This window comes from Arsenophonus nasoniae DSM 15247 (assembly GCF_000429565.1).
Classification (GTDB): Bacteria; Pseudomonadota; Gammaproteobacteria; order Enterobacterales; family Enterobacteriaceae; genus Arsenophonus; species Arsenophonus nasoniae.
Map to the genome: position 1 here is coordinate 20,000 of NZ_AUCC01000020.1, position 25,047 is coordinate 45,046.

Below are 25,047 nucleotides of genomic sequence, written 5' to 3' on the forward strand. Positions count from 1 at the left end.
GAGAATCTATGAAAACCAGACTACATGAGCTACTCGAGTTTCCCTGCTCATTTACCTACAAAGTGATGGGGGTCGCTAAACCTGAGTTAACTGATCAAATCATTGAAGTAGTTCAACGACATGTTCCTGGTGATTATGTGCCATCAGTTAAGCCTAGTAGTAAAGGTAACTTTCACTCAGTATCAATTACCATCACAGCAACTAATATTGAACAGATAGAAAAACTGTATGAAGAATTAGCCAAACTAGAATTAGTTCGTATGGTGTTGTAAACACAATTTATTGTTGTACTTGAAATTATAAAACCCGAAAATCCAATATTTTCGGGTTTTATAATTTCAAGTGCAGCGCTTACTATGCTAGCAAGATTAATTTGCGCAGGTTATACTGCATAATTAGTGCATATATCTATCAGTGGCAGAAAAAGATTGTTAAAAAAAACCATTATATTACGTCAACTTGGGCTTCATACTTACCAACCCATTTCCGATGCAATGCATCAGTTTACTAAAAAACGCACGATTGATACGCCAGATGAACTTTGGTTAGTGGAGCATTACCCTGTTTTTACCCAAGGCCAAGCGGGTAAAAAAGAGCATATACTCGCAGCCGGAAATATTCCTGTTATCCAATCTGATCGTGGCGGACAAATCACCTATCATGGCCCTGGTCAGCAAATAATGTACATTTTATTAGATTTAAAGCGTAATCAAATAAGTGTAAGAGAACTGGTTACTACACTGGAAAATACGGTAATTAATACTTTATCCGAATTTGGTATTAACGCTTATGCACAGCGCGAAGCCCCAGGTGTTTATGTTGAACAAAAAAAAATATGCTCTCTTGGATTACGTATTCATAAAGGTTGTTCGTTCCATGGCCTAGCATTAAATATTAATATGAATCTTGCCCCCTTTCAGCGTATTAATCCGTGTGGCTATGCCGGTATGCAAATGACTCAACTCAATGATTTCGTTCCTGGCTGCCAGGTTAAAGATGTCGAACCTTTACTAGTAGAACATTTCTGCAACCTATTAGGATTTAAACTTGCAGAATAAGTTGTTATAATTTTTTATAATTATTAAAAAAAAATTGAAAATGACATAAATAATGATCACATGTGATAGCATAAAATATATCTATTATTGATCCGCAGCAGGAACCTAATGGAACTGGCATAATTATGAGTAGACCAATTCAAATGGAGCGTGGCGTTAAATATCGTGACGCTGATAAAATGGCACTGATCCCTGTCAAAACAGTAAGAACGGATCATACAGAAATTTTACCTAAACCTAAATGGATGAAAATAAAACTTCCCGCTGATTCTAGCCGAATAAAAGAAATAAAAAACGCAATGCGTAAGAATGGCTTACATTCAGTCTGTGAAGAAGCCTCTTGTCCTAACCTCGCTGAATGTTTTAATCATGGTACCGCCACTTTTATGATTTTAGGCGCTATCTGCACTCGTCGCTGTCCATTTTGCGATGTTGCCCATGGACGACCTAATGCTCCTGATCCCAACGAACCAGCAAAATTAGCAGAAACGATAAAAGATATGGGATTAAAGTACGTTGTCATTACGTCAGTTGATCGTGATGATCTGCGTGATGGCGGAGCTCAACATTTTGCGGATTGCATTACTGCTATTCGAAAGAAAAATCCAAACATCAAAATAGAAACGCTAGTGCCGGATTTCCGGGGTCGTATGGATCGCGCCTTAACAATTTTGGCCACTGCGCCACCCGACGTTTTTAATCATAACCTTGAGAATGTTCCTCGTATCTATCGCCAAGTACGTCCTGGCGCTAATTACGATTGGTCATTGCAACTACTTGCAAAATTCAAGCAAATGCATCCTGAAATACCAACAAAATCAGGATTAATGGTTGGATTAGGTGAAACTAATGAAGAAATTATTGATGTTATGCGTGATTTACGCCGCCACGGCGTTACCATGTTAACCTTGGGCCAATATCTTCAACCCAGCCGCCATCATTTATCAGTAAAACGTTATGTAAGCCCGAAAGAATTTGAAGAAATGAAAAATGAGGCAATCGCAATGGGTTTCACACATGCAGCCTGTGGCCCATTAGTTCGCTCATCTTATCATGCAGATTTACAAGCGAAAGGCATAGAAATTAAATGAAAAATCATTTAATTTCATACCCACATAAGAACCCGTCTCATTAATTGAGACGGATTATTATAAATTCTTATAGTAAATCAAATGGCAACAACGTTGATAGCAGATGGCCCTTTCTCCCCCTCAGTTATATCAAACTCAACTTTCTGACCTTCGGCTAAAGTCTTAAAACCTTCGGATTTAATAGCGGTGAAGTGAACAAATACATCTTTACTGCCATCTTCTGGAGTGATAAAACCAAAACCTTTTGCTTCGTTGAACCACTTAACATTACCTTTAACTTTTGACATCAAAATTACCTTTACTTAATAAAAACACACAGTTTGTGCCGTATATAGTACAGCAAAAATTATGCTTGATTGTCTACTACCAAGATCACGAAATTAATCAAAAACCTAAATTATCATTGTAATATAGGATATCAACCTAAAAAAACAATAAAAAAAACTAATAATCGTGTTTATAAATATTTATTATAACATTTTTAGCCAATTTTTCGATTATTTACATTCTTTTCATAATCTAACAACCAGCTTTTTATATCTAACCCGCCGCTGTAACCTACCAATTTACCATCATGGCCAATAACACGATGGCAAGGTATAATCAGCGCAATAGGATTACGCGCATTCGCCATACCAACTGCCCTACAAAAACTAGCAGAACCTAGCGCAATTGCCAGTTTTTTATAACTCCAACATTCGCCATATGGAATTTCACTAAGTTGCTGCCAAACTCTTTTTTGAAAATGGCTACCGCTAGGATTCAATATGACAGAAAAATCGTTTCTTTCCCCATTAAAATACTCGTGTAATTCTTTTATAAATTGTTCGATATGAGCATTTTTACTTTCTCTTTCAATCACTTGTTTAACAAAATTAACACCAATTATCCCATGATTATCAGCGGCAACGTGAATGAAAGGTCTTGGAAAACCTTTGGGAGTAGAAAAATAATGGTGGTACATAACAACTTCCTTAAAATAGAGAACTATTTTAACAATTCATTTATCCCCCAAGCAAAATTACCTCTGTTTGCAAAAATATTTCTGCCTATTTGGAATATTGTTAAAAAAATATAATAAAAATACAAATATTTTATTTCTTGTTGAAATAATAAGTTATATAAAATTCCTGCCACAAATCAGATAACACTATATATAGTATGGTTGAATAAAAATAAATCAAGATATAGTATTTATAATAATTGATCGATTGTAAACTTAGTCATTACGAATTAAGGAGCTAACAATGATTATTACCGTCTACAGTAAACCCGATTGTGTACAGTGCAATGCAACTTGTCTAGCACTAAAACGTAAAAACATACCTTATGATGTCGTGGATTTAACCCAGGATCATGAAGCACTACGTTTTATTACCAAATTGGGCTATCAGCAAGTACCCGTTGTTATTGCAGGTAAGCAACATTGGTCAGGCTTTCGTCCAGATATGATTAGTCAATTAGCCAGTAACTAAAATATTATGATCAAAACACACTCACTTATTTACTATTCCAGTAAATCGGAAAATTGTCATCGTTTTGTGCAAAGGTTGGGCATCCCGGCTACACGCATTCCCATTGATGCGAAAGAAATGCTAACAAATGCGACGCAACCTTATGTGTTACTGCTACCTACCTATGGTGGAGGTGGCACAACAGGAGCTGTACCTAAACCTGTTATTTACTTTTTAAATCAACGACAAAATCGAAAATTTTTACGGGGCGTCATTGCCTCAGGAAATAGTAATTTTGGTGAAACTTATGCTATAGCAGGCAATATTATTTCCGCTAAATGCCAAGTACCATTGCTCTATCGTTTTGAATTACTCGGTACTGAACGGGATCTTCAACAAGTACGCCAAGGATTACAACAATTTTGGCAACAACAAATGCAGTAAAGTAATACGGAGCTTCCTCTATGACAGTACAGCCTCAAGAACAACTCGATTATCATGCGCTTAATGCCATGCTAAATCTATATGATAACGATAATAAAATTCAACTCGATAAAGATAAGCAAGCGGCTTATCATTACTTCCGCCACCATGTCAATCAAAACACAGTTTTTTTTCATAATTTACAAGAGAAACTGGATTTTTTAGTAGCAGAAAATTATTACGAATCAGCAATACTGGCACAATATGAATTTACTTTTATAAAAAAACTTTTCCAGCAAGCCTATAACCACAAGTTTCGCTTTCAAACATTTCTTGGCGCTTTTAAATATTATACTAGCTATACCTTAAAAACTTTTGATGGTAGACGTTACTTAGAACGTTATGAAGATAGAGTATGCATGGTTGCTCTGACACTTGCACAAGGAAATCAAGAGTTAGCTAGCCAACTGGTAAATGAAATCATTAGTGGCCGCTTCCAACCAGCAACGCCCACTTTTTTAAATTGCGGTAAAAAACAGCGCGGTGAACTGGTATCTTGTTTCTTACTACGAATTGAAGATAACATGGAATCGATAGGCCGTTCGGTTAATTCGGCCTTACAATTGTCAAAACGTGGCGGCGGCGTGGCTTTTTTACTGACCAATTTACGTGAGGCTGGCGCACCGATAAAGCTAATTGAGAATCAATCTTCTGGTGTCATACCTGTAATGAAAATGCTAGAAGATGCATTTTCTTATGCCAATCAACTTGGTGCAAGACAAGGCGCTGGAGCCGTTTATCTCCACGCCCATCACCCTGATATTTTAAGCTTTTTAGATACTAAACGTGAAAACGCTGATGAAAAAATCCGCATTAAAACCTTGTCACTGGGAGTGGTGATCCCTGATATTACCTTTCATCTGGCTAAAAATAATCAAGATATGTATCTTTTCTCACCTTACGATATTGAGCGCTGTTATGGTGTCCCTATGTCTGAAATTGCCATCACTGAAAAATATTCAGAGATGGTAAATAATAAAAACATTCGCAAACAGAAGATCAACGCCCGTGAGTTTTTTCTCACTTTAGCAGAAATTCAATTTGAATCAGGTTATCCCTATATTTTATTTGAAGATAATGCCAATCGTCTAAATCCTATTTATGGCCGAATTAATATGAGCAATCTGTGCTCAGAAATCTTACAAGTTAATGATGCCAGTATTTACGACGAAAATTTAGATTATCGTCATGTCGGTAAAGATATTAGCTGTAATTTAGGCTCAATGAATATCGCTAAAACGATGGATTCCCCTAACTTTGCACATTCAATTGAAATTGCCATTCGAGCATTAACGGCTGTTTCCGATATGAGCCAGATCCAATCAGTGCCCTCGATTCAAGAAGGTAATAAAAAATCACATGCTATTGGTTTAGGCCAAATGAATTTACATGGCTACTTAGCACGTGAACATATTTATTATGGTTCAGAAGAAGGGATTGATTTCACCAATATCTATTTTTATACCGTAACTTACTACGCATTACAGGCGTCGAATAAGCTAGCTATTGAGCGTCAACACGCTTTTAGCGGTTTTGCACACTCTAAATACGCCTCTGGCGAATATTTTGAAAAATATATCAATCAGCAGTGGCAACCTAAAACTGAAAAAATAAAACAGTTATTTCAACGCTCAGCCATTCATATTCCCACTTGTGAGGATTGGCAACAACTCAAGCAATCTATTATGGAGCATGGGATCTACAATCAGAATTTACAAGCCATTCCGCCAACTGGCTCTATTTCTTATATTAATCATTCAACTTCAAGTATTCATCCTATTGTTGCACGTATTGAAATTCGTAAAGAAGGTAAAATTGGCCGCGTCTATTATCCTGCGCCCTACCTGACGAACGAAAATTTAGAATATTATCAAGATGCTTATCAAATAGGCGCTGAAAAAATCATTGATACTTATGCGGCGGCTACTCAACATGTCGATCAGGGACTATCATTAACCCTTTTCTTTACTGATGACGCAACCACTCGAGATATTAATCGTGCTCAGATTTATGCCTGGAAAAAAGGTATAAAAACCCTTTATTACATTCGTATCCGCCAATCAACTTTAGAAGGAACAGAAGTCAAAGGCTGCGTTTCATGTGCACTATAATTTATAGGTTTAACAAATGGCGATAACAAATTCGATAGTACGAGCAATCAACTGGAACCGTATTGAGGATGATAAGGATCTAGAAGTATGGAATAAATTAACCACCAATTTTTGGTTACCAGAAAAAATTCCGCTTTCAAATGATATTCCAACTTGGAATACATTAACAAAAGAGGAAAAAAAATTAACAATACGTGTTTTTACTGGCTTAACCCTCCTGGATACTATACAAAACAATGTAGGCGCGCCTGCATTAATGACAGATGCCTTAACACCTCATGAAGAAGCCGTCATGTCAAATATCAGCTTTATGGAAGCAGTCCATGCTCGTTCATATAGCTCTATCTTTTCAACCCTCTGTTTAACTACCGATGTTGATGATGCTTATCAATGGAGTGAAGAAAATAGCGCTTTACAAAAAAAAGCCCATTTAATATTGGAGCACTATTGTAATACTCACCCACTTAAGAAAAAAATTGCCAGTGTTTTTCTCGAATCCTTTCTCTTCTATTCCGGATTTTACCTGCCAATGTACTGGTCAAGCCGAGGCAAATTAACCAATACTGCCGATCTTATTCGGTTAATAATCCGCGACGAAGCGATCCATGGCTACTATATCGGCTATAAATTTCAAAAATCTTTAATCAAATATAGTGATAAAGAAAAAGACGAAATAAAAGATTTTGCTTACTTATTATTATTAAACTTATACGAGAATGAAATTAAATATAGTGAATCTTTATATGATGAAGTTGGTTGGACAGAAGATGTAAAAAAATTTCTTCACTATAATGCCAATAAAGCATTAATGAATTTGGGTTATGAGTCGCTTTTCCCTGAAACGATGACTGATGTGAGTCCGGCAATTTTGTCGGCACTATCACCCAATGCCAATGAAAATCATGATTTCTTTTCCGGTTCAGGTTCTTCTTACATTATTGGCAAAACCATTACGACCGAAGATGAGGACTGGAATTTCTAATTTATTAATATTTTACTAAATAATAATATAGCAGCTAAATAAATGCAGTTTAGTATATTAAATATGCATACTTTATTTAGCTGCTTTTTTATTATCAATAACCGCTGTCAAATCAATTTCTCTCTTATCTTGATAACAAGAAAATAAGCCTATTTTCGCAATAATGACACATATAATTTGACTATAAAAAATAAAATTAATTAAATTTATAAATTAATTTAATTGGTAAATAAAAATTTGGACTAAAGATCACGAAATAATATTAAAAATAACACCCTCAAGGAAAAATGAGTATATATACAACAATATCAGTAACTTATAAAGAAAATACTTATAATTTCAAAAATAATTTGCGACAAAATAAAGGATCAATCCACATTTTCAAAAAAACAACATCCTCCTTTTTGATTAATTTTATTAAATATAGGGTTGTCAGCATATTTCATTATGTTAGGTTATATAAAGCATAAATTTAAATAAGGATACGAAGAATTAATACACCATTAATTAACTAGTCAAAGGATATTATTATTGCATGTCATTCAAAATTGAAGTGAAAAATTTATACAAAATATTCGGAGATCATCCTAAGCAGGCTTTTAAACTTATCGATAAAGGCTTAAGTAAAGAACAAATCTTTAATAAAACCGGTTTAACGGTTGGTGTTAAAAATGCCAATCTGGCCATTGAAGAAGGCGAAATCTTTGTCATTATGGGTCTATCGGGATCAGGAAAATCTACCCTAGTGCGCCTCCTCAATCGCCTAATCGAACCGACCAAAGGACAAGTCTTAATTGACGGCGAAGATATTGCTAGCATTTCACAGGAAAAATTACGAAAAGTACGCCGTAAAAAAATTAGTATGGTATTTCAATCATTTGCGTTAATGCCCCATCTCAATGTATTAGATAATGTCGCATTTGGTATGGAATTAGCCGGGGTTGCCAAACCAGAACGAATAGAAAAAGCATTAGCCGCTTTACGACAAGTTAATCTTGAACAATGGGCTCAATCTTTTCCAAACGAATTATCAGGTGGGATGCGTCAACGTATCGGTCTTGCGCGGGCATTGGCTAATGATCCTGACATTCTACTGATGGATGAGGCTTTCTCTGCACTAGATCCGTTAATTAGAACAGAAATGCAAGATGAATTACTGTCATTGCAAGGTGATAAACAACACACAATTATCTTTATCTCTCATGATTTGGATGAAGCGATGCGGATCGGTGATCGAATCGCTATTATGCAAGATGGCATTATTATCCAAGTCGGTACTCCTGATGAGATCTTAAATAATCCCGTTAACAATTATGTTAAAACTTTTTTTCGTGGCGTCGATATTAGCCAAGTCTTCTCTGCCAAGGATATTGCCCGCCGTCGACCTGACGCCCTGTTACATGTTGCGCCTGGTTTTGGTCCACGTTCAGCACTAAAAATACTAAATGATGAAGATCGTGATTATGGCTATCTAATTGAAAGAGGACAGAAATTTGTCGGTATCGTTTCAATTAGCTCATTGGAGCAAGCATTACACGATAAAAAAAATATTGAGCAGGCAATTCTAACCTCACCTGGTGCTATTGATGCCAACACGCCACTGAATGAACTTATTTCAACCATTGCTCAATCTCCCTGTGCAGTTCCTGTCATTGGTGATAATCAACGTTATATTGGTGTTATTTCCAAAGGAATTTTACTGCAAGCATTAGATAAGGAGACAATAAATGGCTAATCAAGCTCACATAAATCAAGAAATAATTGATGACCCTTGGAACACAGTAACGACAGAAAGCGCTACAGATTGGTTAGATACCCCCGCAGATGTTGCAGCGCAACATTTTGATATCATGCATCCCTTCCAGCAGCCACTTATACCGCTGGACTCATGGGTTTCACACGCTATCGATTGGATAGTTTTACACTTCCACCCGTTATTTCAAGGGATCCGTCTGCCGATTGATTTTATGTTAAGTCGTTTTGAACAAATCCTAACCACATTACCTGCTACTTTAATCATTATTTCTTTCGCACTGTTAGCCTGGCAGTTAGCCAATAAAAAAGTGGCCGTCGCTACTTTCATCTCATTGGTTTTCATTGGAGCTATTGGCGCTTGGTCAGAAGCAATGATCACTTTATCTCTGGTATTAACTTCTTTATTTTTCTGTCTGTTAATTGGCTTACCTTTGGGAATATGGTTAGCAAATAGCAAACCAGCAAGCCAAATAATTCGGCCGCTATTAGATGCAATGCAAACTACACCCGCATTTGTTTATTTAGTCCCAATTGTCATGTTATTTGGTATTGGCAACGTCCCTGGTATTGTCGTCACAATTATTTTTGCTCTACCACCAATCATTCGATTAACTATTTTAGGAATAAGGCAAGTCCCCGATGATCTTATTGAAGCAGCAGAATCGTTTGGTGCCAGTCGAAATCAACTTTTATTTAAAGTTCAGTTACCTCTTGCGGCACCAACTATTATGGCGGGAGTTAATCAGACATTGATGTTATCACTTTCAATGGTTGTTATTGCTTCTATGATTGCTGTTGGCGGTTTAGGACAAATGGTACTAAGGGGAATTGGCCGATTAGATATGGGATTAGCGGCCGTAGGCGGTACTGGTATTGTTATATTAGCGATTATTCTGGATCGACTAACACAATCATTAGGTGAAAAAGCCAGTATTAAAAAAAATATTGCTTGGTATCACACGGGACCTATCGGCTTGATTATCTGTTTATTGCAAAAAGCTAAAAGTCGCTTCGGGCAATAAACATGACATTATTTTCATCATATAAAACACTTTAGCTCGCTCATCTGTCTATAATCTTTAAAGAGGAAATAACAATGCGCAAAATTGTTTTCCTGGCTGCCGCTTTAACAATATTAATTAGCATTAAGCTTTCTGCCACGGAACTACCTGGCAAAGGTATAAAAATACAACCTATTCAAAGCACCATAGCGGAAGAGACTTTCCAAACTTTGATCGTGAATAAAGCATTGGAAAAATTAGGTTACCAAATATTACCGACACAAGAGGTCGATTATACCGTTGCTTACGCATCAATTGCTGCTGGTGATGCAACTTTTATGGCAGTCAATTGGCAACCATTACACAATGCTCAATATGAAGCAGTTGGTGGCGATAATCGCCTATACCGCAAAGGCATTTATATCAGTAATGCAGTTCAAGGTTACCTGATAGATAAAAAGACGGCTGATAAATACCACATCACCAACTTAGCACAATTTAAAGAGGCAAATATTGCTAAATTATTTGATACTAATGGTAACGGTAAAGCTGACCTCACTGGCTGTAATCCAGGTTGGGGTTGTGAAGCCGCAATAAATAATCATTTAAATGCTTATCACTTAAATACCACCGTTGAGCATAATCAGGGTAATTATGCTGCGATGATAGCGGATATCATCACTCGTTATAAAGAAGGTAAACCGATCTTCTACTATACCTGGGCACCTTATTGGGTTAATGCCGTGCTTAAACCAGGTAAAGACGTTATTTGGTTGCAAGTTCCTTTTTCTTCGCTACCAAATAATGATAAAAGTGATACCACTTTAGCAAATGGAAAAAATTATGGTTTTCCACCTAGTTCGATGCATATCGTCGCCAATAAAATTTGGGCGGAAAAGAATCCTGCGGCGGCAAAACTATTTGCCATTATGAAAATTCCAATTACTGATATCAATGCCCAGAATTTTCGTATGCATAATGGTGAAGCTTCACAAGCTGACATTGAACGTCATGCGCGTGGCTGGATAAAAGCTCATCAACAACTTTTTAATACCTGGATAAAGATGGCATTAGAAAGCTAGCTTGTAAAAATTTTATCGTTACACATTTTATGTGATTTAATATAAATAGGTTGAATGCTCTCTTTTTAACCTATTTTTATATTGCATTGCAGCTTAATGGCAATAAAGACATGCGCTATATTTAGATGAATAAGAAAATTAATTTTTACTTATCATCTTACAATCAAATAGATAGCTAATTTAGATTAACCATTGTTTATTTTAATTTATATATATTTAATTTAATATTATTGTTATAACAAAACAATAAATTAATATTAAATGCATATAATTTATTACAAATGATGTTTATTTTTTATTAATTAGATAATGAAATTATTTTGCAAATAAGAGGTTATGAACTATTTAAATCTATTTTAAAATTCATTTTTCTTATATTAACATTCAAAATATTTATGAATTAAATACCAATAACAAAATAAATTTCGCGATAATAAATAACTATAATTGATAATTTTAGCTTTTGATATACCATTTAGATTGATTATGACAGTTGCTATCTTACCAACTGAAACTAATAAGGTATATAAATAATGGAAAGCACACAAACACAAAAAGAAACTTCATTTTCGCCCATAGAGCAATTACTTAATGAACGCAAACAGCAACAACAAAAAACAACTATTCCGTTACCCTATCAGCAAATTTTGCTAACGCGCTTATGTATGCATGTTCAAGGGAAATTGTTAGAAAATAGAAATAATATGCTTAAAAAACAAGGAATTAATGAAACATTATTTATGGCATTAATAATTCTCGACACCCAAAAAACCCATAGCATACAACCATCTGAACTTAGCGATGCTTTAGGTTCTTCGCGAACAAATGCAACGCGCATTGCCGATGAACTAGAAAATCGTAAATGGATTGAACGTAAGGAAAGTCACAATGATCGTCGATGCTTACATCTGCATTTAACCGAAGAGGGATCAAACTTTTTAAAAAAAATACTTCCTCGTCAAAACGAAAATCTAGAAAAAATTTGGTCTGTTTTTAGCGCTGAAGAAAAAAATACCATCGAAAAATTGATGAGAAAGTTATTAATTAAACTTGATGATCTTGACAATCAAACAGTATGTAGATGATTACTACAAAACCATCCTCAATCATAAAAAATTATTAACAATAACCATCCCGTTTCCAGTGGTATAATAATAAGCTACTGGAAACTTTTGCTTATTAAGCGTAGATTAAACATTAGTAAAATGAATAATAATATGGAGTTTGATGCAACATGGGCGTTAATGAACCACAAATAACAGCTACTAAAACACAAAAACGCCGAACTATAATTGTACTAGTCAGCATTTTTTTTATTATTACTGCATTAATATATGGGATTTATTGGTTTTTAGTGCTTCGACACCATCAAAGTACCGATAATGCCTACATTTCAGGCAATCAAATCCAGATAATGTCTCAAGTGCCTGGCAGCGTTATTACCGTTAACGTTGAAAATACTGATTTTGTAAAAAGTGGCACAGTACTGGTTAAGCTTGATGCCAAAGATGCCATTTTGGCATTGGAAAAAGCAAAAACCAACTTAGCTAACAGCGTCCGGCAAACTCATCAACATATGATTAATAGTCGACAATATCAAGCTAATATCTCTCTTCGTCGCTCTGAACTAAATAAATTACAGCAAGATCTTCAACGTCGTGAAATACTTGGCCAATCAAAAGTTATTGGTAAAGAAGAATTACAACACGCTCGTGAAGCAGTGACCAGCGCTAAAGCCGCGCTCGATATTGCTGTTGAGCAATTTAATGCTAACCAAGCTATCGTGTTAGATACTCCGCTAGATAAACAACCTGCGGTTTTACAAGCGGCCATTGAGCTTCGCAACGCTTGGTTAACTTTCGAACGAACTCAAATTGTTACTCCAGTGGATGGCTATGTTTCACGTCGAAGTGTTCAAGTCGGTGCTCGTATTACCCCAGCAACACCGCTTATGGCGGTAGTGCCCACTGACAATATGTGGATTGACGCAAATTTTAAAGAAACCCAACTTGCCGATATTCGTATCGGTCAACCAGCAAAAATCACTACCGATTTTTATGGTAAAAATATTGTTTACCAAGGACGCGTTGAAGGCTTAGATATGGGAACGGGTAGCGCTTTTTCATTATTACCTGCCCAAAACGCAAGTGGTAACTGGATCAAAATTGTTCAACGCTTACCCGTTCGTATAACCATTGATGCAGAACAGTTAAAAAAATACCCGTTAAGGATTGGACTTTCAAGTGAAGTTACCGTCGATACCAGTAACAAAAATGGCCCAACACTTTCACAAAAAATCCGCGCTAATCCCGCTTACCATACTAATGTGTTTAAAATTGATATGGTTCCCGTCGATCAACTCGTTACCGATATTATTAATAACAATTCAGGAACCAAATAAAAGGAGCTAATCGTGGCTAAAGAGCCATTACAAGGCGCAAAACTGGCATGGATGACATTTGCACTATCATTAGCGACCTTTATGCAGGTTTTGGATTCTACCATCGCTAATGTAGCTATCCCGACAATCGCTGGTAATTTAGGTGCTTCTAATTCACAAGGTACCTGGGTAATCACCTCCTTTGGGGTAGCTAATGCCATTTCAATCCCCATCACAGGTTGGTTGGCTAAACGCGTTGGAGAAGTTAAACTTTTTCTTTGGTCAACCGGGCTATTCACCTTAACATCATGGTTATGTGGTGTTGCTGGCAGTTTGGAAACATTAATCATCTTTCGCATCTTACAAGGGATGGTGGCAGGCCCCCTTATTCCTTTGTCACAAAGCTTGCTACTTAATAACTATCCTCCGCTTAAACGTAATATGGCGCTTGCACTTTGGTCTATAACCATCGTCATTGCCCCGATTTGTGGTCCAATTTTGGGGGGGTATATTAGTGATAATTATCACTGGGGTTGGATTTTCTTTATTAATGTCCCTTTTGGTATCGCTATTATTTTCATTATTATGCAAATATTGCGTGATCGTGAAACAACAACAGAGATAAAACCGATTGATACTATTGGATTAACACTATTGATCATTGGCATCGGTGCATTACAAATTATGCTTGATCGAGGTAAAGAGCTAGATTGGTTTAATTCAACAGAAATTGTTGTGCTAGCAATAACCGCAGTAATTGCATTGAGCTTCCTCGTTATTTGGGAACTCACAGATAATAATCCGGTTATTGATCTTTCACTGTTTAAAGAGCGTAACTTTAGTATTGGCTGTTTATCGCTCAGTCTGGCTTATATGCTCTACTTTGGTACGATTGTATTACTACCGCAGTTATTACAAGAAGTGTTTGGTTATACGGCAACTTGGGCAGGTTTAGCCTCAGCGCCGGTCGGAATTTTACCCCTACTGATAACACCATTAATTGGGCGATATAGCCATAAAATTGATATGCGTGTTATCGTTACCTTCAGCTTTATTGTCTATGCCGTATGCTATTATTGGCGCGCATGGACATTTGAGCCGGCGATGGATTTTGCCGCGGCAGCTTGGCCGCAATTCGTACAAGGATTAGCTATTGCTTGCTTTTTTATGCCACTTACTACCATTACTTTATCTGGTTTGCCAGCTGAAAAGATTGCCTCAGCATCCAGTTTATCCAATTTTGCCCGCACACTTGCCGGAGCGATAGGAACGTCTGTAACAACCACTTTATGGACACAAAGGGAAGCAATGCATCATGCCCACTTTACGGAAATGATTACCCCCTATAATCCAGAATCGCAACAATTCTACGCAAAATTGTCCGCACTAGGATTAAATGAGCAACAATCATCAGCTTATCTAGCCAAAATTATTACTAATCAAGGATTAATTATCTCAGCTAATGAAATTTTTTGGTTATCAGCAGGCGTTTTTATTGCTCTTTTAGTTTTACTCTGGTGGGCAAAACCTCCTTTCACTGCAGGCGATAGCCAAAACAGCGGAGGCGCACATTAATAGAAAGTGTGATAAAAAATAAGCGAAGCAATAATTATTATGATAGCTATTGAGATAGTTTAGTTTTATTCGCTATCTCAATAAAATATGACTAAATTTTATTCTGTTGCCACCATTTAGCCAATATAATACCGGCTGCGACCGAAACGTTTAGACTTTTAACCTGACCAGTGCCTCCAATGGACAAACTCATATCGCCCTTCTGACAAAGGCTTGCCGTCAATCCATCACTCTCCTGTTCCAATAGCAGTACTATTTTTTCCGGTAAAACAGCTTTTGCAATATCAATATTATCTTTGTGATTAGACGTGGTAACAATGATATAGCCTGCATGACGGAATTTATTCAATGTGGTAGCAAAATTATCTGATTGAATGCCTTTAATATACTCCGCGCCACCGGCTGCTGTTCTAACTGCAGAGCCTGATTCCATTGCTGCAGTATCATGCAGAATAATACCTTGTACGCCAAAATGAGCGCAACTACGCATAATCGCCCCTAAATTATGTGGATTACCAATATCTTCAACGGCTAATACACAATCAATTTTATTCGATTGGGCTAAATACGCTTCAGCATCTAATCCAGTTCGCTTTTTAATCAAAAAACAAACTCCACCGTGATGCTCTGTACCAGAAGCTTTTATCAGCTCTTCTTCGTTAACCACATGATAGGCTTTGCGATTTGCTGCCATCCACTTAAGTGCATCGCGAAAATGGGGAGTGATAGACTGAACAAACCAGGCGCGAACAATTGCCTCCGGACGATGTTTGAACATCGCTTGACAGGCATGCTCACCATAGATACGTGTCTCTTCTAAACGCTGGCGACGAATTTGTTCTGGATCAAGTAGACTTTTACCACTAATACCACTATGGCTATTAACAGGATCTCTCCGTTGAGAAATCGCTTTCCAAGGATCATCCGTTAAACGTTCATTATTACGATCACTACGGCGTGATGACGATTTCTTATTTTTAGCGGAAAGATGTTTATTCTTTCGTCGATCATTGGTGGTGTTGCTGTCGTTATTACGAACATACATCACTTTTACTTTACCGTTTTTACCGCTATATGAATCATTCATGAGTGCCTCCAGCCACGTTATGCCAGGCAGATTACATGATGTTAGGATCTAACGCTACTGACTTTTTATACTTTATTATTAACGTTACACATAGAAAGCTGGCACATTAGTAGAGAAAGATTAAATTTTGCTGCTATAGAAAAATTTTCAGCCAACTAAAGGATAAAAAAACATTTACCTAATGTTGTAGTACCTATTGATAAGTAGCTTTTGTGCAGCTTGGTATATGCCGTATCTTTTATTCTTACCAAAGCGTTTTTAATTAAACGTCGGCCTTAGTCAATAATATTATTTTTATAATAGTGTTGTTTTTTTAAATCAGGCTTATTTAATTATTTGCTCTCTTTTTGGTTTAGCTTATTTTTAGCTACCAATAGGTATTTTAACAAAATATAAAATATTTCAGGTCTATACCTGATCATGATTGAATTTTATTCATTTAATAATTAGACCATCTAATTTGTATTATTCGAAAGGAATAAACATATGAGAGATGAATTTGCGGCTCAATTAACGTTACTGTATGAAAATATTGGACTGCAATTGCCAATAAATTTCAATCAAATTGATTTTTCCATCAGAGTAGATGGAAAATTTTCCGTCAGATTAATTGAGTACCCAGTGGGTAGATTGGTTTTGTGTACCGTATTACAAAATATCAGTCAAGAAAAAATTCTTGAGTTAATGAAATTTAATTTAATAAATCATCAACTGCATCAACCAGTATTAGCAATAAGTGATGATAAACAGCTAGTTATTTGGCAAGGATTTACTGATATGGTTTTTTCTGAAAAAAATTTAATCGGCAGGTTCGATGAGTTTGTTCAATTTTCGGAATTAATGCTAGAAATTATAGCATAAGAAATTTGCCACAACGAACTTATTTGCTACCAACAATAGCAAGCTATTGCCATTGTTTAAGCATGGTGAATAATTTTTTAACAAAAAATTTAAATACTTATAACTAATTTTAGGATCAACGTTTAAATACTTAACTAGGGGGAAAAATGAAGATGTTTAATGATTTTGTTGTTGGTGTTAATCAAGCACTATTTCCAAACCAAGTCGCTCCTGAGCAATTAAGCCAAACTCGGCAGCTGCTTTCGGAGCAGACTCAGAATTGCCATCAACCATTTGGTCAAGCAATATATAATATAAACGGTAGTATGGGAACTTACGGGGTAGATATACCCAGCTGGAAGGCTAGACAGTATGCTCAGGATAGCACTGATGTTGAAAATGGTTTTAGATCTAATACCTCTGCCTTCGCCAGATCATCGGTAGGTTGGGCCAAAATTGGTAATCCTGTTGGTACAATAATGAATTTAGGCGGTGCACTGTTAGCCGGAGCCATAGATGGCACTAATTACAGTACAGGACATATTTTACGTATGGAAAAGTTAGCTTAAGTTAAATAAAGTGATGTTCATATGTCACAGTGAGTTCTCTGAGTATTGATTGGAATGATTAGCAACAGTTTGGCATGTATGTTATTAATATCATGCTAAGGTTTAGCTTTACAATATACCATTGATAGTAAACCATCCAAATCATATGTTGATGTCTAAATGGCAATATAAAAAAGCGCTGTTAGCCTACGTCAGAGAACTCGCTATTATTATTTACCAGCAAACAATTAATTAATTTACAACCATTTAAACAGTAAAGCTAAAAAATCATCTCGGTAGAATTTTAGATTAACATTTAATACCAATCAGGTGGCAATACTGTTGCTAATTCATTAGAAAATTGTTTCCTTGCATGATCTATCATTGCACTGGACAATACCGCAGTACAAGAAAAACTTTTTCCTAAGCCAAGCAATCTATTTTTCCACTCTGTCACTTGTTGTTCAGAATCAAAAATGGTCGGACAAAGTTCATAGGCTTTATTTAACATCGCACAGGAAAAATATCTTAAAGCATTAGGTGATTCAGTCTCAGTACCCAAAATAGCACTAGAAGTATATTTGACAAATACCGCTGATAAGCTAAATATTTTTTCTGCTTTTTCCTTATCAGTTACCTCTTTCAATTTATAGATATTGAGAATATCCTGATAAAATTTTTCTGTTAATTGATAATCATTTGGCGCGATAAACTGATATGCTTTATTAGTTAATAGCTTTTCTAGTTGAATTTGTTCTTCAGGATTAACTAATTTTTCTGTTGAAATAGATTTTTTTGTTGCTGCAATCAATATGTCATATAACTTTTCATCTAAATCTAATAAATCAAGCAAACGGTTAAAAGTATTTATTCTAAGCAGAGATTGATATCCGCTATAAAATATTGGAAATTTATTTTTAAAAATATCCTCTAATTGATAATCAGTTTGATTTAAATTATTTTGTTGCTGATAGAGAAAAAATTGGTTTAATACCTGATCCTTTCCTGTCAAATTTGGCATCAGCATACCGGCTAAAACATTTTGCGACAGCATCATGGCATAACTCTGCTCGTTAGAAGAAAATAGAATATAGTTTGCCGCATTTTTGTCTGACCAATCGACTTTATTATTACTATAACTGCCAAAATCATCCATCTGAACATAAGGTTGGATTTGGCTACTTTTCAAGTAATGATCATAAATAGTGGTTGCTTTTTGTTTTAATTCCGCTGAATCAATTTCATATATAGCTTGGGAAATAGTCTGTATAAAGGCTGAATTACAGCTAAAAAGTAAATCAGGATAAAGTTGAAAAGTATCAATCATTAAATTAATAACCGATTCTTTTTGTAATGGCATCGGCCAATCATTAAATTTTTCAATAAAGTTAGCACAAACACCTTTTAGCCAATTTGAAATTTCAGCATCCGCATAATAGGGTGGTTCAGCTAAAATATCGATCAATGATGCTGAGACAGAGGAAATGTCAACGCGCTGATTGCTTAATGATGCGATAATTTGTTTTATCATATCTATTTTTGCCGCATCGTACATTTTATCAATGCTAGCTAGCTATCTGGGTTAATACACTATTTGTCTCTCGGTTATTTATATGGTTTAAATATAGATCAAGGCTATTTTGTTCCCACTTTAACTCAATCGATAAATTAATTGCTTTATGCAAAATAATCGATTGGAGGTCTAAGTTAATAACCGATTGCAAAGATATTGTCGCACCACTTAAATCACTGTTAGTAAGGTTAACATTGGTTAGATTAGCATGTTTTAAATTTGCATCCGTGAGATTCGCATTAGTCAAGTCTGCACCAAACAAATGGGAATTAAGTAAAATTGCATTAGTAAGGTCAACATTTTGCATATTAGCGTTACGAAAATAAGCCCGCGTTAAATTTACACCTATCATTTTCGCGTTAGTCAATATTGCACTTTCACCGCTAGCGTGTTCTAAGTTAGCGTCAGTTAAATCAATATTGTACATTTCAGCATTTGACATATTCGCTGCAGTTAAATCAGCTCGCTGCATAACACTACATAATAAAATTGCTTGCGATAGATTTGCTCCCATCAACTTCGCTCTCATTAAATCAGCGTCTTGTAGATGAGCTCCGCTCAAATTAGCCATTGCCAAATTGCAATATTTTAAATTAGCGCTCCTGAAATTTGCGTTTTGCAAATCTGCATTAGCGATATTCGCATCTGTCAGAACCGCCTGGATCAAAGTGGCATTATTTAATTTGGCATCACTTAAATCTATTTTGCTCAAATCCGCGCTAGACAAATTACTATCTTGTAAATTAGCATTCATCATCTTAACCGCCACTAATTTACTGTGCATTAAATTAACGTTACAAAGTTCAATCGCTGCGGGTAATTCCATGCCCGTCAAGTCAATTTCATTTATTTCAACGCAATCACCTGCTTCTCTTGTTTGTAATTTCTCCATTAAAATAGCTAGTTTTTTATTTTGCAAATCTTGCCTATCAGCTAAACCACTATCTAAAGTTAATTTTTCGGTTAAAATTGCCATGTCCTTTTTGACTTTGGCCTGTTCTTCGCTAATAGGGTCGGGCTCTATGGGTGAAAATAAAATATTTTCGTTTTTAAAGATATTAAACATATTAACCTCTATGATGTTGAATTCTCCATTATTGCCAATATCATATCGCTCAAAATACTTTTTTATTAATTTCTGTTCAGAATAATAATCCTCGCCAGTAATATGTTAAAATGATTTTTTATTTCATATAAAACAAAATAATATTCTATATCATTTCAAATAGTAAACTTTTATCTTTTTTTTACTTTTAAATTCCGCTCTCAATAGCAAACTAATTTTTCTAACACCACTTAATCTTTATCGTGTAAATATGTGTGATGTTAAAATAACAACATTCAAGCATGAAAAAATATTCATAAAAAACTAATAATTATAAAATTATCACTTCATAATTTATTTTTTATAAATAGTATCTAACCAACAAACTTTGTTCTCTGGCGGCAAAAATCACAGAAAAATGCGAAAATATCAGCTACATTGATAGACAATACCCATGACAAGGTAAATATCTATGAGCCAGCGTGGACTCGACGCATTATTGCGACCTAAATCCATTGCAGTTATTGGTGCCTCAGAAAAACCAGAACGAGCGGGATCCGTGATTATAAAGAATCTACTTTCTAGTGGCTTTACAGGGCCGATTCTGCCGGTTACACCAAATAAAAATGCGGTAATGGGGATACTCTCCTATCCTACAATTGATAAATTACCTTTCTCACCAGATTTAGCGGTTATCTGCACAAATTCAGAGAGAAATTTAACTTGCCTAAAACAACTGGGAAAAATGGGTTGTAAAGCAGCCATTATCCTTTCTTCGCCTCCTTCTCAGTTTGTAAAACTTAAAGCATTAACACAGCGATACAATATAAGATTATTGGGGCCAAATAGTTTGGGGATCCTAGCACCCTGGCAACAACTAAATGCCAGCTTTTCACCAATTCCAATCTTAAAAGGAAAGCTCGCTTTTATTTCTCAATCTGCTGCAGTTTCTAATATTATTCTGGACTGGGCACAACAGCGTAAAATTGGCTTTTCTTACTTTATTGCGTTGGGAAATAGTTTGGATATTGACATCGATGATCTACTTGATTTTCTGGCTAGAGATAATAAAACCAGCGCCATATTACTCTATATTGAACATATTCAACAGGCGCGCAGATTTCTTTCAGCTGCTCGCAGTGCATCACGTAATAAACCTATTCTAGTTGTTAAAAGCGGACGTACTCAACAAGCACAATATCTACTAGGTGAAGTACAGAGCTTTGATGCTGCTTATGACGCAGCTATCCAACGAGCAGGATTACTTCGAGTGCAAGATACCCATGAAATGTTTTCCGCAGTTGAAACATTAAGTCACATGTCCCCTATAAAAGGGGACAGACTCTCTATTATTAGTAATGGCAACGGGCCTGCCGCAATGGCCCTCGATGAGCTTTTTCGCCGCAAAGGAAAACTGGCAAAACTTAATACTAATACGCAACAAAAAATTCAAGCCATTTTCCCCCATCTTCACGCCAAGCAAAATCCAATCAATATCGGTGATGAGGCAACCATAGAATGTTACATCAAAATCCTTAATATTATGTTAGATAGCCAGGATCATGATGCTATATTACTTATTCATTCGCCTAGTACTATTGCCCCCAGTTTATTTACTGCTGAGAGGATCACTCAAACCATTCAATCACATCCTCGGGGTAAATGGTTAACTATATTAACTAACTGGTGTGGCGAATATTCATCCCAGGATGCCCGTAAACGTTTTAGTGAAACGAGTATTCCAACTTATCGAACACCGGAAGGCGCCATTACTGCCTATATGCATATGGTAGAATATCGCCGTAATCAAAAACAATTGACTGAAACACCGGCATTACCTATTGGATTAACCACTAATACAACAAAAGCCCATGCATTAATTGAAAAAGCATTAAAAAAAGGGATAACCCAGCTTGATACTCACGAGGTGGAACCTATTTTACGCGCCTATGGCTTAAAAATATTACCCACATGGATAGCTCATAATAGTGGCCAGGCAATCGCTATCGCTGAAAAAATTGGCTATCCGGTTGCTTTAAAATTACGCTCGGCAGATATTCCTCACAAATCTGATATTCAAGGTGTAATGCTTTATTTACGCAATGCCAAAGAAGTGGCAGATGCTAGCCAAGGAATTTTTGATCGTGCCGCTCAACACTTCCCTAACGCCATAATTCAAGGCCTATTAGTACAAAGTATGGCAAATAAAGCGGGTGCTCTCGAGTTAAAAATAGCAATTGAACAAGATCCCATTTTTGGTCCTCTGATCTTATTAGGTGATGGTGATATTGAATGGCAGCCAGAAACCCATGCTGCGGTAGCGCTACCCCCTCTTAATATGACATTAGCCAGATATTTAGTTATTCAAGCAATCAAAAATCAAAAGATAAAATCAACAAATTCATCCCATCAACTAAATATTGATGGTCTTTGCCAATTACTGGTTCGCGTTTCAAATTTACTAATCGATTGTCCGCAAATTGTACGACTAAATATTCACCCACTTTTAGCATTTGAGGAGGAATTCACTTTACTGGATGTTGCAATGGAACTCTGCCCTATTGTTGGTGATCCTAAAGCTAGATTAGCCATTAGGCCTTATCCTAATGAATTAGAAGAAATTATTTCTCTTAAAAATGGTATAAAGTGTCTACTTAGACCTATCCTACCCGAAGACGAACATTTACTTAAAGATTTTATTACTCAGGTAACAAAAGAAGATCTTTATTATCGTTATTTTAGTGAAATCAGCGAATTTACCCATGATGACTTAGCAAATATGACACAAATCGATTATGACCGAGAAATGGCTTTTATTGCTATTAAAAAAAATTCCGAGATCATTGGGGTAGTTCGCGTGGTAGAGGATCCTGATAATCAGCAAGCAGAATTTGCCGTTTTAGTACGTTCGGATATGAAAGGTAATACACTTGGATATCAGTTAATGGATAAAATTATTAGATATAGCCGTAGCCGTGGTACTCAGCGACTTACCGCAATTACCATGCCTGAAAATAAAAAAATGCTGCAACTGGCACAAAAATTAGGTTTTAATCTCGATCTTCAATTTGAAGATAGCATTGTCAACCTAGATTTAGCACTATGAGGGAAATAATCTTATAACTAAATAGATCTAATAATGTAATAAATAATGACTGAACAACCGGTCAACATAGCTGGGATTAATAGATACAAAAAATTAAACTAATGGTATTATGAATTACTAATTTTCAATAAACCTAAATCAGAGTATATAATCTACTCCCTTAATAAAAAAGAGAAAATTTACACTGTGATGTTGTCCAAATTAAAAAAAGCAAAGCATCAGCAATATCTTGAGCAATTAGCAAAATTACCTCAGTCCGCAACTGGCGTTGTTACCCTTTACCAAACAGAAAGTTTTCGTAAAGCATTGTTAGACAAAATTGCCAGCGCTCAACGGTATATTTATATAACTGCACTTTATTTCGAACATGATGATGCAGGACGAAACATACTCAATGCGCTTTATCAAGCAAAAATGGTACGACCAGAATTAGATATCAAAATAATGGTTGACTGGCATCGCGCCCAACGTGGTCGCATTGGTGCAGATGCCAATGCAACTAATGCCGATTGGTATTATCAAATGACGATGGCTCATCCAGGAGTGGATATTGCTATTTTTGGTATCCCTGTCAATACACGTGAAGCACTAGGTGTTTTACATCTAAAAGGCTTCATCTTCGATGATACCGTTATTTATAGCGGTGCCAGTATTAATGATGTTTATCTTCAACAACACCAACGCTATCGCTACGATCGTTATCATATATTAGATAATGCTCAATTAGCGGCGACGATGAAAAGCTTTATCGACCAAAGCTTGCTATCTTCACCTGCCATTCAGCGTTTAGATCAAGCCCATCGCCCCCGCAATACTCAAATTAAAAGTTTAATTAAACAATTTCGTCATAACTTAAAAAGTTGTGACTACCAGTTGCATAATAATGCTACAAATGAAGAGTTAGCAGTAACTCCATTAATCGGTTTAGGCAAAAAAAATGAATTAAATAAAGTTATTATTCATTTAATGAATAGTACAGAAAAGAAAATGATTATCTGTACTCCCTATTTTAATTTACCCACTATTTTAACGCGTATCATTAGTAAATTATTGCGTGACGGCAAACACATTGAAATTATTATTGGCGATAAAACCGCTAATGACTTTTATATTCCGCCAGAAAAACCTTTCAAAATTATCAGTGCATTACCTTATTTATATGAAATTAACCTACGTCGATTTATCTGTCGATTACAACACTTTGTCGATAGTCAACAATTAACCATCAGATTATGGAAAGACGGTGACAATAGTTATCATTTAAAAGGAATTTGGATCGATAATAATTGGCAATTACTTACTGGCAATAATCTTAATCCTCGTGCATGGGGGCTGGATTTGGAAAATGCAATTTTAATTCATGATCCCCAAAAAGTTCTGCTACAGCAAAAAAACAAAGAATTAAAATGTATAACCACAAATACTCATATTGTTAAGCATTATCAAGAGCTTGAAAACATCCAACGCTATCCAGTAAAAATTAAAAAACTTATTCGCCGTTTACGCAGAATCCGCGTGGATAGGTTAATACGTCGCATTCTCTAATAGGCTAGCTCAATTTTCTCTTTTTAAATAATTAGATTTTTGTTTCAAAAAATCAAAAATTTAACAGTAGATAAAACGTCAAAAAGCCACCCTTAGGTGGCTTTCTTAACATAATTAAAGTCTGGCAGCTCCCTACTCTCACATGGGGAGACCCCACACTACCATCGGCGCTACGGCATTTCACTTCTGAGTTCGGCATGGGGTCAGGTGGGACCACCGCGCTATTGCCGCCAGACAAATTCTTTTTTACCTATCCCGTTTCAGTACGCTGCCATCTCGGCTAGCCTTTCGGCTCACTCGCCTACCTCAGTAGGTGCTCACCATCAACAGC

General features: G+C 35.9%; 22 protein-coding genes and 1 rRNA gene. 17 read left to right on the plus strand and 6 right to left on the minus strand.

What is annotated here, in order from left to right; translation table 11 throughout:
- Positions 1 to 8: 8 nt before the first annotated feature.
- The 3 genes from ybeD (at position 9) to lipA (ending at position 2,149) form a co-directional block, all read left to right on the plus strand.
- Positions 9 to 272, plus strand: coding sequence for a DUF493 family protein YbeD (ybeD, locus tag G468_RS0106570; protein WP_026822448.1), 264 nt, complete (start codon positions 9 to 11; stop codon positions 270 to 272).
- A gap of 156 nt (positions 273 to 428) precedes the next feature.
- Positions 429 to 1,058 carry a lipoyl(octanoyl) transferase LipB gene (gene lipB, locus G468_RS0106575; protein ID WP_026822449.1) on the plus strand — a complete coding sequence of 210 codons (630 nt, stop codon included), beginning with the start codon at positions 429 to 431 and terminating at the stop codon, positions 1,056 to 1,058.
- A 125-nt stretch (positions 1,059 to 1,183) separates the two neighbouring features.
- Positions 1,184 to 2,149 carry a lipoyl synthase gene (lipA, locus tag G468_RS0106580; protein WP_026822450.1) on the plus strand — a complete coding sequence of 322 codons (966 nt, stop codon included), beginning with the start codon at positions 1,184 to 1,186 and terminating at the stop codon, positions 2,147 to 2,149.
- 77 nt (positions 2,150 to 2,226) lie between these two features.
- Here the strand turns inward: lipA and cspE are convergent, their stop codons facing one another.
- Positions 2,227 to 2,436: a transcription antiterminator/RNA stability regulator CspE gene (gene cspE, locus G468_RS0106585; protein WP_026822451.1), complete on the minus strand. Its 210-nt coding sequence runs from the start codon at positions 2,434 to 2,436 to the stop codon at positions 2,227 to 2,229.
- A gap of 194 nt (positions 2,437 to 2,630) precedes the next feature.
- The gene (locus tag G468_RS0106590; protein ID WP_026822452.1) at positions 2,631 to 3,113 is read right to left on the minus strand and encodes a methylated-DNA--[protein]-cysteine S-methyltransferase; all 483 of its coding nucleotides are present in this window, start codon (positions 3,111 to 3,113) and stop codon (positions 2,631 to 2,633) included.
- Positions 3,114 to 3,396: 283 nt separating this feature from the next.
- Here G468_RS0106590 and G468_RS0106595 point away from each other — a divergent pair, with 283 nt between their 5' ends.
- From G468_RS0106595 to emrB, 10 genes are all read left to right on the plus strand, one after another.
- Positions 3,397 to 3,624, plus strand: a complete 228-nt coding sequence (locus G468_RS0106595; RefSeq protein WP_026822453.1) for a glutaredoxin family protein — start codon at positions 3,397 to 3,399, stop codon at positions 3,622 to 3,624.
- A gap of 6 nt (positions 3,625 to 3,630) precedes the next feature.
- Positions 3,631 to 4,047, plus strand: coding sequence for a class Ib ribonucleoside-diphosphate reductase assembly flavoprotein NrdI (gene nrdI / locus G468_RS0106600; RefSeq protein WP_210409097.1), 417 nt, complete (start codon positions 3,631 to 3,633; stop codon positions 4,045 to 4,047).
- Positions 4,048 to 4,067: 20 nt separating this feature from the next.
- Positions 4,068 to 6,197 carry a class 1b ribonucleoside-diphosphate reductase subunit alpha gene (gene nrdE / locus G468_RS0106605; RefSeq protein ID WP_026822455.1) on the plus strand — a complete coding sequence of 710 codons (2,130 nt, stop codon included), beginning with the start codon at positions 4,068 to 4,070 and terminating at the stop codon, positions 6,195 to 6,197.
- 16 nt (positions 6,198 to 6,213) lie between these two features.
- Positions 6,214 to 7,179 carry a class 1b ribonucleoside-diphosphate reductase subunit beta gene (gene nrdF / locus G468_RS0106610; protein WP_026822456.1) on the plus strand — a complete coding sequence of 322 codons (966 nt, stop codon included), beginning with the start codon at positions 6,214 to 6,216 and terminating at the stop codon, positions 7,177 to 7,179.
- Positions 7,180 to 7,714: 535 nt separating this feature from the next.
- Complete coding sequence (gene proV, locus G468_RS0106615; protein ID WP_026822457.1) at positions 7,715 to 8,914, plus strand: glycine betaine/L-proline ABC transporter ATP-binding protein ProV; 1,200 nt, start codon at positions 7,715 to 7,717, stop codon at positions 8,912 to 8,914.
- Positions 8,907 to 9,956, plus strand: a complete 1,050-nt coding sequence (proW, locus tag G468_RS0106620; protein WP_026822458.1) for a glycine betaine/L-proline ABC transporter permease ProW — start codon at positions 8,907 to 8,909, stop codon at positions 9,954 to 9,956. The genes proV and proW overlap by 8 nt, the downstream gene beginning before the upstream one ends.
- 74 nt (positions 9,957 to 10,030) lie before the next feature.
- The gene (gene proX / locus G468_RS0106625) at positions 10,031 to 11,017 is read left to right on the plus strand and encodes a glycine betaine/L-proline ABC transporter substrate-binding protein ProX (RefSeq protein WP_026822459.1); all 987 of its coding nucleotides are present in this window, start codon (positions 10,031 to 10,033) and stop codon (positions 11,015 to 11,017) included.
- Between the two features lie 533 nt (positions 11,018 to 11,550).
- Complete coding sequence (mprA, locus tag G468_RS0106630) at positions 11,551 to 12,102, plus strand: transcriptional repressor MprA (protein ID WP_034249448.1); 552 nt, start codon at positions 11,551 to 11,553, stop codon at positions 12,100 to 12,102.
- A 149-nt stretch (positions 12,103 to 12,251) separates the two neighbouring features.
- Positions 12,252 to 13,418, plus strand: a complete 1,167-nt coding sequence (gene emrA, locus G468_RS0106635; RefSeq protein ID WP_026822461.1) for a multidrug efflux MFS transporter periplasmic adaptor subunit EmrA — start codon at positions 12,252 to 12,254, stop codon at positions 13,416 to 13,418.
- 12 nt (positions 13,419 to 13,430) lie between these two features.
- Positions 13,431 to 14,972, plus strand: coding sequence for a multidrug efflux MFS transporter permease subunit EmrB (gene emrB, locus G468_RS0106640; protein ID WP_026822462.1), 1,542 nt, complete (start codon positions 13,431 to 13,433; stop codon positions 14,970 to 14,972).
- Between the two features lie 91 nt (positions 14,973 to 15,063).
- Here emrB and G468_RS0106645 read toward each other — a convergent pair whose 3' ends face one another.
- Positions 15,064 to 16,059, minus strand: coding sequence for a tRNA/rRNA methyltransferase (locus G468_RS0106645; RefSeq protein WP_026822463.1), 996 nt, complete (start codon positions 16,057 to 16,059; stop codon positions 15,064 to 15,066).
- 486 nt (positions 16,060 to 16,545) lie between these two features.
- On the opposite strand from G468_RS0106645, the gene G468_RS0106650 reads away from it, so the two are divergent.
- Together G468_RS0106650 and G468_RS0106655 are read left to right on the plus strand one after the other, a co-directional pair.
- Complete coding sequence (locus G468_RS0106650) at positions 16,546 to 16,920, plus strand: type III secretion system chaperone family protein (RefSeq protein ID WP_026822464.1); 375 nt, start codon at positions 16,546 to 16,548, stop codon at positions 16,918 to 16,920.
- Positions 16,921 to 17,066: 146 nt separating this feature from the next.
- Positions 17,067 to 17,468, plus strand: coding sequence for a hypothetical protein (locus tag G468_RS0106655; RefSeq protein WP_026822465.1), 402 nt, complete (start codon positions 17,067 to 17,069; stop codon positions 17,466 to 17,468).
- Between the two features lie 295 nt (positions 17,469 to 17,763).
- On the opposite strand, the gene G468_RS0106660 is transcribed toward G468_RS0106655, so the two are convergent.
- Positions 17,764 to 18,978 carry a hypothetical protein gene (locus G468_RS0106660; protein ID WP_162143414.1) on the minus strand — a complete coding sequence of 405 codons (1,215 nt, stop codon included), beginning with the start codon at positions 18,976 to 18,978 and terminating at the stop codon, positions 17,764 to 17,766.
- Positions 18,979 to 19,012: 34 nt separating this feature from the next.
- Positions 19,013 to 20,086, minus strand: coding sequence for a pentapeptide repeat-containing protein (locus G468_RS19970; protein WP_051296981.1), 1,074 nt, complete (start codon positions 20,084 to 20,086; stop codon positions 19,013 to 19,015).
- A gap of 451 nt (positions 20,087 to 20,537) precedes the next feature.
- On the opposite strand from G468_RS19970, the gene G468_RS0106670 reads away from it, so the two are divergent.
- Complete coding sequence (locus G468_RS0106670) at positions 20,538 to 23,171, plus strand: bifunctional acetate--CoA ligase family protein/GNAT family N-acetyltransferase (RefSeq protein ID WP_026822467.1); 2,634 nt, start codon at positions 20,538 to 20,540, stop codon at positions 23,169 to 23,171.
- A gap of 189 nt (positions 23,172 to 23,360) precedes the next feature.
- On the plus strand, positions 23,361 to 24,716 hold the full coding sequence (gene pssA, locus G468_RS0106675; protein WP_026822468.1) for a CDP-diacylglycerol--serine O-phosphatidyltransferase: 1,356 nt from the start codon (positions 23,361 to 23,363) through the stop codon (positions 24,714 to 24,716).
- A 119-nt stretch (positions 24,717 to 24,835) separates the two neighbouring features.
- On the opposite strand, the gene rrf is transcribed toward pssA, so the two are convergent.
- Positions 24,836 to 24,951 (minus strand): 5S ribosomal RNA (gene rrf, locus G468_RS0106680).
- Between the last annotated feature and the right edge of the window lie 96 nt (positions 24,952 to 25,047).

Coding starts and splice junctions, on each gene's coding strand:
- ybeD (WP_026822448.1), top strand. CDS start 9: ATGAAAACCAGACTACATGAGCTACTCGAGTTTCCCTGCTCATTTACC.
- lipA (WP_026822450.1), top strand. CDS start 1,184: ATGAGTAGACCAATTCAAATGGAGCGTGGCGTTAAATATCGTGACGCT.
- cspE (WP_026822451.1), bottom strand. CDS start 2,436: ATGTCAAAAGTTAAAGGTAATGTTAAGTGGTTCAACGAAGCAAAAGGT.
- G468_RS0106590 (WP_026822452.1), bottom strand. CDS start 3,113: ATGTACCACCATTATTTTTCTACTCCCAAAGGTTTTCCAAGACCTTTC.
- G468_RS0106595 (WP_026822453.1), top strand. CDS start 3,397: ATGATTATTACCGTCTACAGTAAACCCGATTGTGTACAGTGCAATGCA.
- nrdI (WP_210409097.1), top strand. CDS start 3,631: ATGATCAAAACACACTCACTTATTTACTATTCCAGTAAATCGGAAAAT.
- nrdE (WP_026822455.1), top strand. CDS start 4,068: ATGACAGTACAGCCTCAAGAACAACTCGATTATCATGCGCTTAATGCC.
- nrdF (WP_026822456.1), top strand. CDS start 6,214: ATGGCGATAACAAATTCGATAGTACGAGCAATCAACTGGAACCGTATT.
- proV (WP_026822457.1), top strand. CDS start 7,715: ATGTCATTCAAAATTGAAGTGAAAAATTTATACAAAATATTCGGAGAT.
- proW (WP_026822458.1), top strand. CDS start 8,907: ATGGCTAATCAAGCTCACATAAATCAAGAAATAATTGATGACCCTTGG.
- proX (WP_026822459.1), top strand. CDS start 10,031: ATGCGCAAAATTGTTTTCCTGGCTGCCGCTTTAACAATATTAATTAGC.
- mprA (WP_034249448.1), top strand. CDS start 11,551: ATGGAAAGCACACAAACACAAAAAGAAACTTCATTTTCGCCCATAGAG.
- emrA (WP_026822461.1), top strand. CDS start 12,252: ATGGGCGTTAATGAACCACAAATAACAGCTACTAAAACACAAAAACGC.
- G468_RS0106645 (WP_026822463.1), bottom strand. CDS start 16,059: ATGAATGATTCATATAGCGGTAAAAACGGTAAAGTAAAAGTGATGTAT.
- G468_RS0106650 (WP_026822464.1), top strand. CDS start 16,546: ATGAGAGATGAATTTGCGGCTCAATTAACGTTACTGTATGAAAATATT.
- G468_RS0106655 (WP_026822465.1), top strand. CDS start 17,067: ATGAAGATGTTTAATGATTTTGTTGTTGGTGTTAATCAAGCACTATTT.
- G468_RS0106660 (WP_162143414.1), bottom strand. CDS start 18,978: ATGATAAAACAAATTATCGCATCATTAAGCAATCAGCGCGTTGACATT.
- G468_RS19970 (WP_051296981.1), bottom strand. CDS start 20,086: ATGTTTAATATCTTTAAAAACGAAAATATTTTATTTTCACCCATAGAG.
- G468_RS0106670 (WP_026822467.1), top strand. CDS start 20,538: ATGAGCCAGCGTGGACTCGACGCATTATTGCGACCTAAATCCATTGCA.
- pssA (WP_026822468.1), top strand. CDS start 23,361: ATGTTGTCCAAATTAAAAAAAGCAAAGCATCAGCAATATCTTGAGCAA.